This is a genomic window from Mucilaginibacter jinjuensis, assembly GCF_028596025.1.
GTDB lineage: Bacteria > Bacteroidota > Bacteroidia > Sphingobacteriales > Sphingobacteriaceae > Mucilaginibacter > Mucilaginibacter jinjuensis.
Genome location: NZ_CP117167.1, coordinates 3,615,028 through 3,632,971 on the forward strand (window position 1 = coordinate 3,615,028; position 17,944 = coordinate 3,632,971).

Annotated in this window: 12 protein-coding genes; 7 read left to right on the forward strand and 5 right to left on the reverse strand. The window is 41.3% G+C overall.

The window, feature by feature from the left end; translation table 11 throughout:
• The first annotated feature begins 268 nt into the window (after positions 1-268).
• From PQO05_RS16175 to PQO05_RS16195, 5 genes are all read left to right on the forward strand, one after another.
• Entirely contained in the window at positions 269-4,981 is a 4,713-nt protein-coding gene (locus PQO05_RS16175; RefSeq protein ID WP_273628419.1) for a PKD domain-containing protein, read from the forward strand.
• Between the two features lie 6 nt (positions 4,982-4,987).
• On the forward strand, positions 4,988-6,019 hold the full coding sequence (locus tag PQO05_RS16180; RefSeq protein ID WP_273628420.1) for a PorP/SprF family type IX secretion system membrane protein: 1,032 nt from the start codon (positions 4,988-4,990) through the stop codon (positions 6,017-6,019).
• 82 nt (positions 6,020-6,101) lie between these two features.
• Positions 6,102-6,515, forward strand: coding sequence for a hypothetical protein (locus PQO05_RS16185; protein ID WP_273628421.1), 414 nt, complete (start codon positions 6,102-6,104; stop codon positions 6,513-6,515).
• Between the two features lie 16 nt (positions 6,516-6,531).
• Positions 6,532-6,945 carry an OsmC family protein gene (locus tag PQO05_RS16190; RefSeq protein WP_273628422.1) on the forward strand — a complete coding sequence of 138 codons (414 nt, stop codon included), beginning with the start codon at positions 6,532-6,534 and terminating at the stop codon, positions 6,943-6,945.
• Between the two features lie 336 nt (positions 6,946-7,281).
• On the forward strand, positions 7,282-8,424 hold the full coding sequence (locus PQO05_RS16195; protein WP_273628423.1) for a mechanosensitive ion channel family protein: 1,143 nt from the start codon (positions 7,282-7,284) through the stop codon (positions 8,422-8,424).
• Here the strand turns inward: PQO05_RS16195 and PQO05_RS16200 are convergent.
• Positions 8,411-8,896: a DUF4126 family protein gene (locus PQO05_RS16200; protein ID WP_273628424.1), complete on the reverse strand. Its 486-nt coding sequence runs from the start codon at positions 8,894-8,896 to the stop codon at positions 8,411-8,413. The genes PQO05_RS16195 and PQO05_RS16200 overlap by 14 nt on opposite strands.
• Before the next feature lie 162 nt (positions 8,897-9,058).
• Here PQO05_RS16200 and PQO05_RS16205 point away from each other — a divergent pair, with 162 nt between their 5' ends.
• On the forward strand, positions 9,059-9,604 hold the full coding sequence (locus PQO05_RS16205) for a hypothetical protein (protein ID WP_273628425.1): 546 nt from the start codon (positions 9,059-9,061) through the stop codon (positions 9,602-9,604).
• 247 nt (positions 9,605-9,851) lie between these two features.
• On the opposite strand, the gene PQO05_RS16210 is transcribed toward PQO05_RS16205, so the two are convergent.
• The 4 genes from PQO05_RS16210 to PQO05_RS16225 are packed head-to-tail and all read right to left on the reverse strand — an operon-like array spanning position 9,852 to position 16,415.
• Positions 9,852-13,265: an efflux RND transporter permease subunit gene (locus PQO05_RS16210; protein ID WP_273628426.1), complete on the reverse strand. Its 3,414-nt coding sequence runs from the start codon at positions 13,263-13,265 to the stop codon at positions 9,852-9,854.
• A 19-nt stretch (positions 13,266-13,284) separates the two neighbouring features.
• Positions 13,285-14,391: an efflux RND transporter periplasmic adaptor subunit gene (locus PQO05_RS16215; protein ID WP_273628427.1), complete on the reverse strand. Its 1,107-nt coding sequence runs from the start codon at positions 14,389-14,391 to the stop codon at positions 13,285-13,287.
• Between the two features lie 31 nt (positions 14,392-14,422).
• On the reverse strand, positions 14,423-15,775 hold the full coding sequence (locus tag PQO05_RS16220) for a TolC family protein (RefSeq protein ID WP_273628428.1): 1,353 nt from the start codon (positions 15,773-15,775) through the stop codon (positions 14,423-14,425).
• A 28-nt stretch (positions 15,776-15,803) separates the two neighbouring features.
• Entirely contained in the window at positions 15,804-16,415 is a 612-nt protein-coding gene (locus PQO05_RS16225) for a TetR/AcrR family transcriptional regulator (RefSeq protein ID WP_174314365.1), read from the reverse strand.
• Between the two features lie 109 nt (positions 16,416-16,524).
• Between PQO05_RS16225 and purB the strand changes: the two genes are divergently transcribed.
• Positions 16,525-17,868, forward strand: coding sequence for an adenylosuccinate lyase (gene purB / locus PQO05_RS16230; protein WP_273628429.1), 1,344 nt, complete (start codon positions 16,525-16,527; stop codon positions 17,866-17,868).
• The last annotated feature ends 76 nt before the right edge of the window (positions 17,869-17,944 follow it).

A 17,944-nucleotide genomic window follows, 5' to 3' on the forward strand; every position in this document is an offset into this window, starting at 1 on the left:
TTATATTTTATTTCATATTTAATTAATAAAAATCGATTTTATCATTATAAAATGCCTACAAGTTAGGCATTTTTACTTTAATGACATTTTTTAAACAAACCTTACATAAACCACCTCCGTATACATATTCAAACCAGTTTATAAGCCACACGGTAACAATTATTTAACTTGAAATAAAAACACATTTTCTATTAAGAAGTGTTGAGTGAATAATTAGCCTGTCACAATTTTTTTAGAAGATACTTATTGCTACTAAAAAAATTATTACATGAAGAGGAGCCTTACGAGGTTATTTAATTTTTTTGCTTATACTGTTTTATTATTCTTAGCCACAAACGCTGTCGCACAAACAGTAAGCATAACCGGCATTGACTCCGGCCCTTATGGTCCGGGTTCATCAATTGCCGTAAAAATAGCATTGAATAACAGTGCTGCCTGTTTACAAAAAACCAATAAATTTAATTTATACCTTTCTGATGCCAATGGCAATTTTGCCAATCAAACTCTGATAGGTACTTACGATGGTTTTGGCACCAATGGCACTTACGCAACTTTCGTTAACGGTATAATCCCAACCAATATTACTCCCGGTACAGGATACCAGGTAAGGGTTCAAACCACATTACCGGCTTCAGCAAGTGCCCCTTCAACAGCGTTCCAAATAGTTGCAGGTGCGGGTTTGCAACCATCGGTTTCATCCTCTGCAATAAACCCATCTTATCCGCAGGTTTTTGGCCAGTGTAGCGCCTCTGATAATTTTCCTTATTCTTTTAAAAATACGACTGCAACAAATGGAACAGTTTCGGCTACATTTCATAACGATATGGACAATACCGATGTGCAAAGCTCTGCATTCACAGGTATTAACACTTTTGTAAGCTTCAATGCCCATTTTGCTAATTACACAGTGTTTGTAAGGGCAACCAATGATGACGGCAGCGTAGTTAGCACAAAAGCTTACTTGCTGATCAATAATAAAAACAATACTACGTTTGGTTTTTCTGGTTCCGGGCCGGCATGTTTAAGCGGTACAGGCGCTGCCGTTACATACAACCTGGATTATCAATCGCCCGATGGTTTACAATTTAACTATCCGGGTACCATCTATAATATTAACTGGGGCGATGGCTCAAACAGCGATATTACCATTTGTGATATTATGGCAGCAGGCGGCCACCTTACTCATAATTACCTGCAGTCATCCTGCGGGCAAAAGGATGGCAATGTTATAACTAACAAATATAAAGTAACACTTACTGTCCAAAACACCTTTTGCTCAAGCAATAGCTCCATATTTGGTCAGCAACCTATTTTAACCCCCCCTACCAATAGTTTCAACCTACCTGCTGCGGCATGTACCAATACAGTTGTAACGGTTGGAAATACTTCTTATCCGGGGCAGTCTATCAGTACAACAACATCAACCTGTACAGATAATGCAGCTACTTACAGCTGGTTTGTTGATGGTGTACAGCAAGCATCTGGCTTAAAATCAACCACTCCATTTAAATATACTTTTACCACGCATGGTAAGCATACAGTCACCATCCATCTGGAAAATAGCGCCAGTGGATGTATACCGATGGATATAACGAAAGAGATTTGTATCCAGGATCCGCCTCAGCCCAAATTTACATTAAGCACCAACACTGTTTGTACACCAGGTACAGTTTCTGTAACAGATAATTCCATAATTGATAATCTATGTAATCCGGGTTATACCTACTTGTGGACGGTAACCCCATCAACAGGCGTTAGTTATGTAGGCACCAATAAAAATAGCACACAACCTGTATTTAATTTTACCACCAAAGGAAAATATACCGTTCAACTGCAAATAACATCGCCTGGCGGGGGATGTATGGCAACAGCTGTGGATACGGTTTATGCCAATACTTTACCACAAATTGCCCTTTCGCCTAATTTTGCAATATGCGGTAATAACCAAACCTTACGTTTTGGCCCCGAGGCCGGTAACACACACGTAACCTATTCAGGCACTTATCAATTACAGCCTGATACTTACACATGGACTGTTACGCCGCCTCCGGGAGGCGCCCCTGCCACATTTACGGCTGGAACAACGGCCAACAGCCAATCGCCAACTATTAACTTCCCTGATTTTGGTACTTATACAGTATCTGTAACCCAGAAAAACGGTTGCGGTACCTCGGCCCCGGCCACGCAGAATATTACTTTCCAGAACGCCCCAACTATAGATGCAGGTCCCGACCAAACCATTTGCGCTAATCAATCAGCCTCTTTAGTGGCACAAATAACTAACGGAGCCAGTGTAAACGGCCCGCCAACCTGGAGCGGTGGCACAGCTTCGGGGTTTAGCGATCCGCATAACCTTTCTACAACATATACGCCAACCGCAGCTGAGGTAAATGCCGGATCTGTAACACTAACCGTCACTGTGCCTACTAATTTGCAGGGCTCATGCAGTACCGTATCAGACCAGGTTATTATTAATTTCCACCCTTTTAATACCATTACCAGCGCACCTGCCATAGGTACCTGTTCCGGCAATTCATTAATTTACCATATTACATCAACCGTTGCTGGCAGCACCTTTACCTGGACGGCCTCTGGCTCGGCTAATGCAAGTGGCTATACAACCTCTGGTACCGGCGATATTAACGAACAAGCCTTATACAATAGTGATGCTGTAAACAATGCAACAGTTACCTATATCATTACTCCGCACAGCGATAATTGCGATGGCACACCGTTTACCCTTAACGTAAGTATTGTTCCTAAACCTATTATTTCGGCAAGCGGGCCAGGCACTATCTGTAGCGGGCAACCTGCAAATATCAACCTATCATCTAACGTTAGCAATACCACTTATACCTGGACGGCTACCGCTTCAGATCCTGCCAATGTAACCGGTTATACCAGCGTGGCTACCCCATCTAACGTTACGCAGATACAGGATATTTTAGGCAACACGGGCACATCTGTAGCTTCAGTAACCTATATTATTAATTCGGCAAATGGAGGCAGTAACGATAACTGCCCAGGTAACAGCCAAACAGTAACCGTATACATACAACCTGCGCCACCAACAGCCAGTGCCGGCGATGATAAAAGCTTATGTAATGTTACTTCTTATCAGCTCCAGGGAAACAACCTTGGCCCTAACGGAAATGGCTTATGGACAGTGCAATCCGGGCAGACTGATGTTACTTTCGATGATCCGACCGTGTATAATACTACGGTCAGAAATTTAAAGCCCGATCAAGATTATGTTTTCAGATGGACATCAAAGGGAACCGCTCCATGTAATGATAGTTATGACGAAGTAACCATAAGAGTTGTACAAAGCGCCTTAACAGCAAATTTTACTGCTGATAAAACTACTGCTTGCGGTACAACTACTATTAATTTCACAAATACGTCAACCCCACCATCGGGATTAAACTATGCCTGGGATTTTGGTAACGGCGTAACATCAAACCTAATGAACCCACAAGCTGTAACCTTTGTACCACAAACCAATGGTAAAGATTCGGTGTATACGGTTAAACTTACCATATCAAACAGTTGCAGTATCGATACCAAATCGATGAACATTACCATTAAGCCGCAAACACCAATAGCGCAAATATCTCCCGACCGTACTTTGGGCTGCATACCCTTTATTGTTAATGTAGAAAACATATCACCAGGCACAAATGATACTTATACTTATACCTTAGTTGATGCAGCCGGTAACACCGTTTCGCAACAGATGCGCACAGATAAAAACCCGCAACAGTTTACTATCAATACGATTGGTACTTATAAGGTGTACATGGTTGCCACCAGCCAGTGCGGTACTGCCCAAAGTACATCTTACACATTGGTAGTTACACCCGCAACTATTACTCCCCGTTTAATTATTAATGGAACCGATGGCACCGGTTGCGGCCCGTTAACTGTAACCTTCCACAATAATACCACCGGGGCATCTGCCTATAGTTATGATTTTGGCGATGGCACTGCGCCATTAACCACAACCAGTACCGGCGATGTAAACCATACTTTTACTAAAGGCGGCGATTACACTGTTGTACTGCATTCATCTAACAGTTGTACGCCAGATGCTGCATCGGCCCCTATTACTATACATGTACTGGCAGCGCCAACGTTGATTTTTAGCGCCAACAATACTACCGGCTGTAAGAAGCTGGACGTGCAGTTTACCAATACCAGCACAGACCCAAGTACCAGCCAAACAGCCGATCTTACCTATGACTGGGATTTTGGCGATGGTTCGCCACACTCAAGCGCAGTAAACCCTGCACACCATTATGGGTTTGTGGGTTCGCCTTTCACAGTTACACTAACGGCCACTAATGGTACTGGCTGTACCAGTACTACGGTGATAAAAAATATGATTACGGTTAATTCTTCATCATTAACTGATTTTGTGGTGAAGCCCGATTCGGTGGTTAATATCCCGGTTTATACTTTCTCATTTTTGGATCAAAGCACAGGCGGCCCCATTAGCTGGCATTGGGATTTTGGCGACGGAACAACTTCAACCCAAAAAAATCCGGAACATACTTACGCAGATACAGGCCGTTATAAGGTAACCCTAACCACAGCCAATGCCTATTGCGACAGTACTAAATCACATTATGTACGCATTACCGGTATCCCGGGACAGGTTTACATGCCCAATGCGATTATGCCCAACAGTGTGACGCCTTCCCTACGGAAGTTTTATGCACAGGGATCAGGGTTAAAAACATGGCACTTACAAATATTTAACAACTATGGCCAATTGATTTATGATACAACAGATTTGAATGAACGAGGTGAACCGACAGGGGCTTGGGATGGCACATTTAAAGGGCAACCTGTGCCGCAGGGCGTATACGTTTGGCAGGCCTCGGGCACATTTATAAATGGGAATGAATGGAAAGGGATGTCGTATAATGGTGATGGTTCTGCCCCCAAGCGCACAGGTGTAATACACGTATTAAGATAATTATTTATGAAGAAGAGTTTAATATTAGCCGTTTTCCTATTAACAAGCCTGTTTGCTTCAGCGCAGGATCACATGTATTCGCAGTTCTTTAACTCTCCTATTTACCTTAACCCTGCATTAACCGGGCAGTTTCAAGGAGATTTACGCATGAACATGATTTACCGTAATCAATGGTCGACATTGGGAAGTGGTAACGGTTTCCAATACCTTACCGCATCTATCGATTATAACGTACCCCAGTTTGGTGGCGGCTTTGGTTTAATGTTTACCCGCAGCAGCGAGGGTACAGCCTATCTTAACACCAACAACATTGCAGGGACGTACTCTTACAGTGTTGGTTCTGAAGACTATGTACTTTCATTTGGTTTACAGGCAGGTATCACTAACCGTACCATCGATTTCAGTAAACTTATTTTCAGTGACCAGATAGACCCTAGGCTGGGTTATTTGCCGGGCTCTGCAACTGCTGCCGAACAGCCTGCTTACGATAATCGCTTTTATTTTGATGCAGGTGCAGGTATTAACCTGGTTGCAGGTAAGTTTATGATAGGCACAGCTATGCAACACTTAAACCAGCCCGATGAATCTTTCAGCGGTGTTAAAGTTAAGCTACCTGTCCGCACCACCGCCCATGCAAGTTACATGCTTGATCTCTCAGGAGAGGATAATATTGACGATGAAGACAAACCTTATCTTATTCCATCAGTTGTGTTTTACAAACAGGTAACCTCATCCAGCCTAAATGTGGGTATGCAATTTAAAAGGCGCGGTATAAATGCAGGTTTATGGTACCGTAACGGCGGCGTAGACGGGCCAAGCGCAATAGTTGTGTCCCTGATATTCGATATTTTTGTGAATAAGGATGGCGGCGAAAAGTTCCGTTTCGGTATTAGTCACGATGCACAAACTTCAAAGTTAAATTATACTAATACCAGCGGTACAACAGAGGGTAGTCTGGATTATGAAACCACGCTCCCATCACGTTCAGACCCATATCGTAAATTCCAGGATGCCAGGCGTTGTTATGATTTTTACTAGTCTGTTTTTAAGAGCCATACGTTGTTACGATTTTTTATTAATCTGTTTTGAGAGTTGAAACCTTTGTCAGATATTTATACCTATGGAGAAAAATATTTACCTGGGTTCGAAGTCTGAGAAGAAAAAGAAAGCGCTTAAAGGTGTATGGTTTATATTGGCAGCCGCAGCAGTATTTGTATTTGTAATACTAAGATATGTGCAGGGCAGTTCAATGAAAATAGGCAGCCGTGGCTTACCTGATAAAGAAGAAGCTTATCAAATGGCCAAGCAATTTCTAAAAGCTGATTCCCCGGGTTCTGAACAGATTGATTTCTCTGACGACGGCTTCTCCATTGGTAAAAAAACAGATTCGATCTATGTAATTAAGTCAACCTTTGAAAAACACCTGGATGGCGGTGATCTTAAAAAAGGGGATTTTTCGGTAACCATGCGCTATAAGGGCGGTACGGTTGATGAACAGGACAGTTGGGAATTGATGAACATCAATAAAGATTGATCTTGTATATTTGCTGATGGCATTAAATTTAATTCGCGAATCTGTAGGCAGTGCCCAGGCAAAAACCGGTTTAACCCAATACCAAACTATTGTTACCAGGAACAAGCATGCGCTTGTGATTGATGAGCCTGAATCATCGAAAGGTACAGATACAGGCATTGACCCGGTTGGTTTATTAATGAGTAGCCTGGCCAGTTGTACCTCTATTACCTTGCGCATGTATATCGACCGTAAGATGTGGATAGTGGACGAGATTACCGTGAATGTAGAAATGTTTAAGATAAACGGTGGGACTGTATTTGAACGAACCCTGCATTTTAAAGGCGAACTAAACGACGACCAAAAGAAACGCCTTGAACAAATTGCTGATGCCTGCCCTATCCATAAAATATTAGTGGGCGATATTATGGTTAAAACCCAGATTGTATAAATGAAAAAAAGCAGACCAGAAATAAATCCGGCCTGCTTCAATCACTCTAAAACAATCACCTCTAACTATAGAAGTCTCTTTATATATACAATACTTATGTATTGACCTATTTGCTTATTTAATATACTACAAAGATACGGACTATTAACGTGTAACACGGACACTTATTTTGGTTTTGACCTCTGTATGACAGTGATTTAAGTCATACTTACACTATCTTAGCCTATTAAAACGTAGAATTATTGCATTCATTGTGTCTGTACGACAATTGATTGCATTTTAAAACTTTTTTCCGCTTTTCGACTTTCATTAGTATCACATGCTTTCTGATACTTAATGAGTTTACCGAACAAATTACCTCCTGAACTGCTCGAAATTTCTGAAAGAATGCCATCCATTGTTTGGAATGCATTGGTGGCCGGCATAGCTATATTTATAGGTTTAATAGCCAAGGCTATCATTACACGTATATTAAAATATTATGAGAAGAAAGCCGATTATAAGATTTATTCCTTCTTCCGCTCCTTCATCATACACTTGGGTGTACCCTTCACTTATTTTATCCCACTTTTTTTATTAAATATATCATTGCCGCTGATGCGGATGGATAAGTTGTATTATGACCCGCTCGACAGGCTGATTGATATTCTTCTCACGCTCGCTTTTGCCAACATATTAATAAGCTGTATACGTGTAGGTGAAGATTATATTTATCACCTGTATGACCTTAACAAAGCCGATAATTTAAAAGAACGGAAAATACGCACACAATTATCCTTTATCCGGAAGCTTGTTGTGGCTATTATCATCTTTGTAACCATCGCCATTATTTTACTCAGCTTTGAGAGTATGCGTAAAATTGGCACAGGCTTACTTACCGGTGTTGGTGTTGGCGGTATTATAGTAGGTTTTGCTGCACAAACCTCGTTAGGGAACTTGTTAGCAGGTTTTCAGATTGCTTTTACCCAGCCTATCCGTATTGATGATGTACTGGTTGTAGAAGGCGAATGGGGGCGTGTGGAGGATATTACACTTACCTACGTGGTGTTAAGAATTTGGGATCAGCGCAGGCTGATTTTACCGATCAATTATTTTATAACGAAGCCATTTCAAAACTGGACGCGGATTTCTGCAGATATTTTGGGTACGGTGTTCATCTACATGGATTATTCAATTCCAATTGAACCCTTGCGTAAAGAGTTTGATGATTTGCTTACTAAAACCAAATTGTGGGACGGTAAAGTAAAAGTGTTACAGATTACGGATGCCAAGGAGAAAACCATTGAAATCCGTTTGTTGATGAGCTCAGGTAATTCATCAGACGCGTTTGACCTGCGTTGTTTTATCCGTGAAAATATGATCACGTACATACAAAAGAATTACCCGGAAAGCCTTCCAAAATTGCGTGCCGAATTTATTGGTACTCCGTTCCAAACACCACCCTCAGCAGAGCTGGGTAACGCAGTTAAGCAGCCGTAACTAAAGTTGCCCCGCTGGCTGCTACCAAAGCGTCTTCTATCATGCCGATAACCGGATCTAAGATAGTGGTACGCTTCACTGTATTTTTACGGATAAAGAAGCTTACAAAAGTTGATGCAGCCGCAGTTGTACCGCCTATTAAAGCGCCGGTCATTGCATTATTTCCCGATGCCTTGTAGATACTTGCCCCGGCCAATGCACCCGATAAGAATCGCCCGGTTAGGCCTATTGGATTAATTCTGTTTGGGGCTGATGGTAATTTATCACCTAAAAATTCGCCCACTGCTAATACTTTTAAAACCATGGCCACTTTCTCTGATTGCATGAGGTTAAGAGGCCCTCCTTCTAACTTATTAGAATGGTGATGACTTAGTATATGACTGGTTATTGCCGGTGCTGACATGGCACGCATGCCTGCCAATGTACCTAAACCTATAGTTTGCCAAAATGGGTCTGTTAGTTTTAATGCCATGATTTTCTTTATTACCTGTTTTGTTAATAACCAGCAGCACCTCCGCTTGTTTCTGCAAAAGCATTCTAATTTTACTATTAACCTAAATAATTCTACTTTATGACAGAAAATTAAATCAATAATTAATTACCGGTGTTGATTTACAAAATAAACATCGATACCATGAGACTAAAACAAGATAATGCTGCAGGCGAATTTGGCAGCGCAATAGGTAAAGGCCTGCTGGCCGGTTTGGCCGGCACGGCAGCCATGACGCTTTCGCAAATGATTGAAATGAAGATCACAAAACGCGAGCCCAGCGATGCGCCAATTAAAGTGGTTTCACAGGTTGCAGATATTAAGCCAACCAGCGAGGCCGAGAAAACAAAAGTAAACAATGAAATTCACTGGGGCTATGGTACAGCATTAGGTGTATCACGGGGAATTATATCCCTAACGGGTTTAAAAGGCGTACCCGCTACCCTACTGCATTTTGGCCTGGTGTGGACTGCTGCTATGGTGATGTTACCTAAATTTCATGCAGCGCCTCCTGTAACCGAAGAAAGCCCTAAAGCCATTGCTATTGATGCCCTGCACCATGCGGTATATGCTGTGGCAGCAGGCTTGGCTTTCGAAGCCTTAAACGCAGGTGCCAAACAAGAACGTAAATTTGATAAACTGGTTAGGCAGTTGAAATTGAAAGGTTTAATTAGTAAGTTGAAATATTAATCTGCGATATTGTAAAGAGACATCACGGAGTAAGAAAGACAAAAAATATTGTACCTCTACGGAACATCCATTAATTGTAGAGACACAATATTTTGTGTCTCCCGTCATACAGAGCCGACCTGTAAAGAGACACAAAGTATTGTGCCTCTACGGAGATGTATTAAACAGAAAGGGCGATATGAAAAATCATATCGCCCTTTCTCTATTTACGTAGAGGCACAATACTTTGTGTCTCCGTTATGTAGGGTTAAACCGCCGGAGTCAGCTCCTTCTCCTCAACAACCGTTTTCTTTTTAAAGAAACGATCTTTAAGACGGATTCGGATGATGTACATACACGGCACCAGTATCAGGGTAATAATAGTTGCAAAACCCAAACCGAAGATCATAGTCCACGATAATGGCCCCCAGAAGGCAACGTTATCACCACCGAAATAGATATGCGGTTTAAAGTCGGTAAACAAACCAACGAAATCGATATTGAAACCAACGGCCAATGGTATTAAGCCCATAATGGCAGCGCTGGCTGTTAACAATACCGGCGTCATACGGGTACGTGCAGCTTCAACCACGGCATCGTGCACGTTGTGGGTTTCTTCCATCAGCATATCGGTAAACTCAACCAGTAAGATACCGTTACGTACTACCACACCCGCAAGGGCAATGATACCTACACCGGTCATTACGATAGAGAACGTCATGTGGAAGGTACTTAAGCCAAGTAACACACCAATAATACTGAAGAAGATCTCACTGAGGATGATAAACGTTTTACCAACCGAGTTAAACTGCGCCATCAGAATGATGAGGATCAATCCGAATGAGATCATTAACGCTGTACCCAGGAAGGTTGCCGTTTCTATCTGGTCTTCCTGCGCACCACCCATTTTATAAGTTACCCCATCGGGGAACCTGAAGGTACGCAGTGCGCTTGTTATAGCTGCGTTAACTTCTGTAGGATTATAAGGCTTGATAACGCTCGATCCCAGAGTTAAAACACGTCTCGATTGCTTGTGCTTGATATTAGCATACGTATTGGTATAACGAATATCTGTAAAAGCCGAGATAGGTACCTGGCGGATTGCACCACCACTGGCTAAATCGCGATAGGTCATTTTCATATTACGCAACAGATCGATATTATAACGCTGATCTTCCTGTGCGCGCACGTTTATTTCATAGTTATCTTCTTTAGTATTTCTAAAATCAGAAGCCTTCCAGCCATATACAGAAGTAAGCAAAGATTGAGTTATCTGGGCCGTTGTAATACCCTCGCGGTTAGCACGTTCACGGTTAATATCAAACACAATCTCGGGTTTAACATTCTCTACATCGGGTACTAAACCTTCAATACCTGCAATTTTTTGCTGATCGATGTACTTTTTCATACGTTCGGCAGTTTTAACCAATGTATCAAGGTTATCGCCGGTTATTTCAAGGCTGATATCCTTTTGTACCGGTGGGCCAGAGTTTTCCTGCGCTACTGAAATTTTAGCACCGGGAACACCTTGAACTGTCTGGCGAATCCTGTTCAATATTGCTTTAGTATCTTTTCCATTCCGCTTCGCAAATTCAACGAAGGCAACTGTGATTTTTCCTTTGTTATAGTAAGTGCCCTGATCTTCATCTGTTGGGTCTGTTACCCCTACCGAAACGTTAGAGATGATAGATGATACCACGTCTTTATCCGGCTCAACAACCTGTGCAACACGTTTCTCCAATTTAGCTACCACATCGTTGGTATAATTCTGATCGGTACCAATTGGCATCGTCACATATACATAAGCAAAGTTAGGGTCGCCCGATGGGAACTGCTCTACCTTAAGGTTACTTACAACTGTAAAGGCAATACTTACGAAGAACAGCACAATAACGCCTCCCAATATCCACCATGGGCTTTGAACTGCTTTTTCCAATATGCGGGCATACCAGTTTTGGAAACGCGGCCAGAGATTTTTTTGGAATTTATCGATCACCCGTAACAGCACAAAGTGATTTAACAAGTATAATAGAATGGCAAATACAACGAAGTTACCTACCCCTCTGTTCATCAGATAGCCTAAAACAGCAGCACCACCCATAAACATCAATACACGTAATACCTTCTTATCGAATTTTGGATTATCATGCTCGCCTTCATGGTGAGGTTTCATAAAATCAACCGCGAAAACCGGGTTCATAATATAGGCTACCAATAACGACGCTAATAAGGTAATGATCAGCGTAATTGGCAGGAAGAACATGAAGTGACCGATTAAGCTGTTCCAGAATGCCAAAGGCACAAACGGTGCGAGCGTAGTCATGGTACCAGAGAATACGGGTAAGAATACTTCACCTGCAGCCATTTTAGCGGCTTGTTTAATTGGTACAGCTCCATTATTAAATATCCGATGCGTGTTTTCAATTACCACAATGGCATCATCCACCACAATACCCAGCGCCAGCAGGAAGGAGAACAACACAATCATATTGAGAGTAAACCCAATTGCCGGCATTACAAGGAAAGCGATAAAGCATGATAGCGGTACCGACAAGGCCACGAAAATAGCATTGGTGCTACCCATAAAAAACATCAGGATAACGGTAACCAATATAAAACCAATGATGATCGTATTGATCAAATCGTTCAGGGTAGAACGTGTTTTGTCAGACTGGTCGCCGGTAATGGTAATATCTAATCCTTTAGGGAAAACTGTTTTTTGTTTTACTTTAATCAGGTCATAGATCTTATCTGAAGCCTCGATCAGGTTTTCACCCGATCTTTTACTAACGTTAAGTGTAATTACATTTTTAAAATTAGGGTTGTTAGGCGTTTTTAAACGTGCAAAACTCTCCTGATCCTGAAACCCATCTACAACCTGGGCAATATCGCGCAGATATACTGCCTTGCCTTGCGGGTTACGGATAATTAAGGCGTTAACCTCGTCTGCACTTTTAAAGTCCTGTTTAATATCTATAGCTCGCTGTACACCATCATTTACGAGTGCACCCGCCGATGAAATCACGTTTTCATTACCCACAGCCTGGATGATATCATTATAACTGATTTGAGCAGCCGTCATCTTATTCAAATCTACGTTGATCTGGATGTTAGGCTTTAAGGCACCAACTTCCTCAACTTTAGATATTTCTTTCATGCCCTCAATATCATCCTTGATATTATCTGCATATTCCTTCAATTTTTTCAGGTCGTAGTTACCAGAAATATTGATGTATAGAATAGGCAAATCGGCTACGTTGATGTCGGAGATAACAGATTCTTTCAGATTGTTATCATTCTGTGGTAAATCCTGTTTGGCTTTATCAACCGCATCTTTCACATCCTGTTTAGCATCCTTGATTTTAATATCAGCGTTAAATTCAGCCGTTATTATTGATACGTTTTGCTGGGTATTTGAAGTAACCTTTTTTAAGCCCTTTAACGACTTTAGTTGCTTCTCCAATTGTTTGGTTACCAGTGTCTCAATATTTTGAGGAGACTGGCCCGCATACGCAGTAGTGATATACACTTTCGACTGAGCAATATCCGGGAAGTTCTCTTTTGGTAACCTGTTATAACTCAACAGCCCGAGTAACGTAATGAGGAATATCATTACATAAACTGCTGTTTTGTTATCTATGGCCCAACTCGAGGGGCCAAATTCTTTGTCTAAATCTTTCATTTCAAATTAGTTTAAAAGATTAATTAGCTGATGAAGCTTTAACTTTATCACCATCTTCAATATCATTTGCACCATCAGTTACCAGTTTATCACCTGCTGAGATGCCTGATAATATTTCGGCACTGCCACCGTAAACTCTGCCTACCTTAACCGTTTTTTGTTTAGCGATACCATTGTCATCAACAAAAACATAATCGCCCTGCTCCGATTTTTGAATTGCTTTAAAAGGAACAACTAATGCAGTTTTGCTATTATAATCGGCAATTTTTAAGGTAGCTGTCATGTTAGGGCGCAATGTTTTGCGGCTTGGTAATTTTACCTCCACAGCAAAACTGCGCGATCCCGGATCAATTACTTTAGCAGCAAATGTTACCACAGCATCCAGTGAATCGGCAGCATCAGGAACCAATATTTTAACATGGTCGCCCTGGTTTACGCGGCCAGAATAAGACTCTGGTACATCGGCCTTAACCTTTAATACATCGGCATTTACAATACGGATGCCATTTTGGCCCGGCTGAGCAACCTGACCCAATTTCAAATCCATTTGGTCAACAGTACCATTAATTGGCGATTTGATGCTATACATTACAGCCTGTTGCTGTAACGAAGCCAGTTGTTTTTGGCTGCCTTCTAAAGCAGTTTTTGCTTGCAGGAATTGTACCTCTGTACCAATTTTTTGATCCCAAAGGTTCTTTTGGCGCTGGTATAAAGTTTTGTTTAAATCAACCTGGGTTGCAACCTGGGCAATGTTTTGTTTCAACACGTTATCATCCAATTGAACCAGTGTCTGGCCTTTGCTTACGTGGTCGCCCACCTTTACATAAATAGATGTAATTGTACCCGGCGATTGCGGATAAGCAGTTACGTTATCCTGCGCATCAATACGGCCCTGTATTTGTATGTAGTTAGTAAAATTGCCTTGCTTTACTTCAACCACGTTAACATCAGTAACTTTTGCCGAATCCTGTGCTCCGCCTTTAGTTTCAAGCGCTGCAATTTTTCCTGCAATTTCAGATTGTTGTTTTTTCAGGTCTGCCAGTTCGGCTTTAGGGTCTTTTGGCTTGTTGTTGCAGGCCGCCAAAGCCATTAAAGCAACTGTACTGGTGTATAATATTTTTTTCATGTATGTTTTGTCTATGATTGATTAGCTGTGATTATTGAATGCGTCCGTATGCTCTGTCAAGATCTACTTTGCTGATTAAGGCATTGTATAAACCTTGTATATAACTGTTATCTGCCGTTACTAATGATGTTTCGGCCTGGGTTACCTCAATGCTTGAGCCCACTCCCTGCTGGTATTTAATCCTTGAAACCCTTAATACCTCTTCTGCAACCTCACGGTTATGCTTTTGGTTGTTTAAAGTTTGCAAGCCGTTGATGTAGCCAATACGAGCAGCACTGGTTTGCAGGTTTAAAGCATTCTTCAGGTTGTCCATATCGTTCTGTGTTTTTTGAACAGAAATTTTGGCCTGCTTAACCTGGTTAGTACGTTGGAAACCATTGAAAATTGGAACTTTCAGATTAATGCCAATATAGCTCGACGGAAACTGTGAGTTATATAAAGTATTAAAGCTGTTATTCTGATAAGACGAAGTATAGTTTGCAACAGCAGACAGCGTTGGCAGGAACTGTGATTTCTGTCTTTGAAGATCGAGTTTGTTTAATTTCAATTGTGTTTCATATAAACTATACTCTACCCGTTTATGGTAAGCTGCTGTATCTGTAGCGGCAAGTATAGTTTCAGTTTCTTCAAGCTTAACATCCTCTAACTTATCTTTAAGCGTTAACTGGGTTTCAATAGGCATACCCATTTGAAACTTAAGCATCTGGATATTAAGTACCAATAACCTAAGCGTGTTGGCGCGTGTAGTAACCAAATCATTTAGTTGTACGCTTACACGGTCAACATCAATCTTTTCAACAAAGCCTTGTTTATTCTGGGCAGCAGTTTGGTCGTACTGCTCTTTAATCTGTTTAATATTGGCATCAAGTAACTTAATGCTTTCGCCGCTAACTAATACCTGGTAGTAAGCTTTAGTAACCTGCACATTGGCTTCTATTAAACTACGTGTAACATTACGCTGCGAAAGCTCTTTGTAGGTTTTTGAAGCCTTTAAGCCAACGAGGTAACTGCCATCGAACAAGATCTGGCTTGCATCCAAACCTAAATTAGACTGGTATTTTACACCAAATTTAAGGGGGATATAAGTACCCGGCTGCCCTATAAACTCACCCGGTATTAAGGTGGTTGGTATTTTTACATAATCTAAAAATGAGGCCGAACCATTAATTTGAGGCAAACCGATGCCTGTTGTTTCTTTTACTTTGTATTCGGCGCTCTTAACATCCAGGCGTGCATTTACTATGGTATCCTGGTGTAAGTATGCATATTGAATACAATCCGCCAGTGTAAAATCATAGGACGGACTAACCGCAGGCGTTTGCTGTGCATAACTGTTTAAGGTAGCCATGCATAACACCAATCCCGCTTTAATTACATTCTTCATTTGTTGCGTTTATATATTGAGTGGTTGATTATTCCTGATTTATATTTTGGTATTCGTTAAGCAATTTGTAGCCTTTTAGTGTACAGATGCCGTAGTTAAAATGCTCAAAAAACTGTTGCTGTACCGTCCACACATTAAATTCATTAAAAGGGAAAATGGCATTATTAAAGCCTGTTTCTATTTGTGCAACCCGCATCAATGCCATTATTTTGGCATCAATTTCGGGGCGGATGTAACCTTGCTCCTTGCCCTTATTTAACAGATCAACAAGCGTATCTACCATGATCTCTGCCTTAAAAGCCTGAAACTCTTTCCACGCATCCGAATGATATTTCTGCATATCGTGCATTACAATCGGGTTCATGCGGGCAATCAGATCTTCCGAACACTTCATCATGTTCAGCATCTTTTCAATCACATTGCCAGACTGCGCCATAATATCATTTATATCTTTCTTATCGTGTTCCAGTCGCTCTTTAACCAATTCTACCACCAGTTCATTTTTGTCAGAGAAATGCTGATAGATGGTTTTTTTCGACATCCCTAAGTGCTTCGCAATATCATCCATGGTCACGCTCTTTATGCCGGCCTGCATAAAAAGCTCAAACGCTCCTTCTAATATCCTCTGTGTCTGACTCATATCGCGAGCAAAACTATGGAAACATTTTTTGATTTCAAAGTTTCCATTTGAAATTACTTTCCCTCACCATTGCTTAATTATTACCTTTGCATAAACTATATATTAATTGATGGACCTTACTGCCCTTTCTGCTATATCGCCTGTTGATGGTCGCTACCGCAACGTAACCAAAGACCTTGCTGCTTATTTCTCAGAGTACGCCCTGATTAAGTACAGGGTGTTTGTAGAAATTGAGTATTACATAACGCTTACGCAATTTAAGCTTCCACAACTCAGTACTTTAGATGCTACTGTTACACAGAAGTTACAAAGCATTTATAAAAACTTCAGCGAAGCAGATGCACAGTCTATCAAAGACATCGAGAAAACCACCAACCACGATGTTAAGGCAGTTGAGTACTTCATCAAGCAAAAATTTGATGAGATTGGTTTATCCGAATACAAGGAATTTATCCACTTCGGCTTAACCTCTCAGGATATTAATAACACCGCTATCCCCTACACTTTTAAATTAGCTTTAGACGAGGCTTACTACCCGGCCATTACCGAGTTAGTTAACCTGCTGAAACAATATGCAGCCGACTGGAAAAATGTATCGATGCTGGCACACACTCACGGCCAACCTGCATCACCAACCCGTTTAGGTAAAGAGATAGAGGTATTTGTTGAGCGCTTGGAAAGTCAATTAACTTTATTAAAACAAGTACCATTCTCGGCTAAGTTTGGCGGCGCTACAGGCAATTTTAACGCACACCATATTGCTTACCCAACTCATGATTGGAAAGGCTTTGGCAATCATTTTGTGAATGATGTTTTAGGTTTACACCGTTCGCAATTTACTACGCAGATTGAGCATTATGATAATTTTGCGGCACAATGTGATGCACTGAAACGCATCAACAATATCATTCTTGACCTTGACCGTGATATGTGGACTTACATATCGATGAACTACTTCAAACAAAAGATTAAAGCAGGCGAAATTGGTTCATCGGCCATGCCGCATAAGGTTAACCCGATTGATTTTGAAAACTCGGAAGGTAACGTGGGTATTGCCAATGCTTTATTTGAGCACTTAGCGGCTAAATTGCCGGTGTCTCGTTTACAGCGCGATTTAACAGATTCTACTGTACTGCGTAACATCGGCGTGCCGGTTGCGCATACTTTGATCGCCATTAAATCGACAATGAAAGGCTTAAACAAGTTATTGCTAAATGAAGCTGCTTTAAATGCCGATCTGGAAGCTAACTGGGCCGTGGTTGCAGAGGCTATACAAACCATTCTCCGTCGCGATGGCTATCCAAACCCTTATGAGGCTTTAAAAGAGCTTACACGCGTTAATACAGGCATTAATGCTGAAACGATAGCAGGTTTTGTGGACGGACTTGATGTGAATGAAAGCACCAAACAGGAACTGAAGAATATAACGCCAGGAAACTATACGGGCATATAGTCATGTATAGGTCAAAACAACATAGCATAACACTTTAAATGATTTTACTGTATAACTTTGCTAATATAGATTAAGA

Coding starts and splice junctions, on each gene's coding strand:
- PQO05_RS16180 (WP_273628420.1), top strand. CDS start 4,988: ATGAAGAAGAGTTTAATATTAGCCGTTTTCCTATTAACAAGCCTGTTT.
- PQO05_RS16190 (WP_273628422.1), top strand. CDS start 6,532: ATGGCATTAAATTTAATTCGCGAATCTGTAGGCAGTGCCCAGGCAAAA.
- PQO05_RS16210 (WP_273628426.1), bottom strand. CDS start 13,265: ATGAAAGATTTAGACAAAGAATTTGGCCCCTCGAGTTGGGCCATAGAT.
- PQO05_RS16185 (WP_273628421.1), top strand. CDS start 6,102: ATGGAGAAAAATATTTACCTGGGTTCGAAGTCTGAGAAGAAAAAGAAA.
- PQO05_RS16205 (WP_273628425.1), top strand. CDS start 9,059: ATGAGACTAAAACAAGATAATGCTGCAGGCGAATTTGGCAGCGCAATA.
- PQO05_RS16220 (WP_273628428.1), bottom strand. CDS start 15,775: ATGAAGAATGTAATTAAAGCGGGATTGGTGTTATGCATGGCTACCTTA.
- purB (WP_273628429.1), top strand. CDS start 16,525: ATGGACCTTACTGCCCTTTCTGCTATATCGCCTGTTGATGGTCGCTAC.
- PQO05_RS16225 (WP_174314365.1), bottom strand. CDS start 16,415: ATGAGTCAGACACAGAGGATATTAGAAGGAGCGTTTGAGCTTTTTATG.
- PQO05_RS16200 (WP_273628424.1), bottom strand. CDS start 8,896: ATGGCATTAAAACTAACAGACCCATTTTGGCAAACTATAGGTTTAGGT.
- PQO05_RS16215 (WP_273628427.1), bottom strand. CDS start 14,391: ATGAAAAAAATATTATACACCAGTACAGTTGCTTTAATGGCTTTGGCG.
- PQO05_RS16175 (WP_273628419.1), top strand. CDS start 269: ATGAAGAGGAGCCTTACGAGGTTATTTAATTTTTTTGCTTATACTGTT.
- PQO05_RS16195 (WP_273628423.1), top strand. CDS start 7,282: ATGAGTTTACCGAACAAATTACCTCCTGAACTGCTCGAAATTTCTGAA.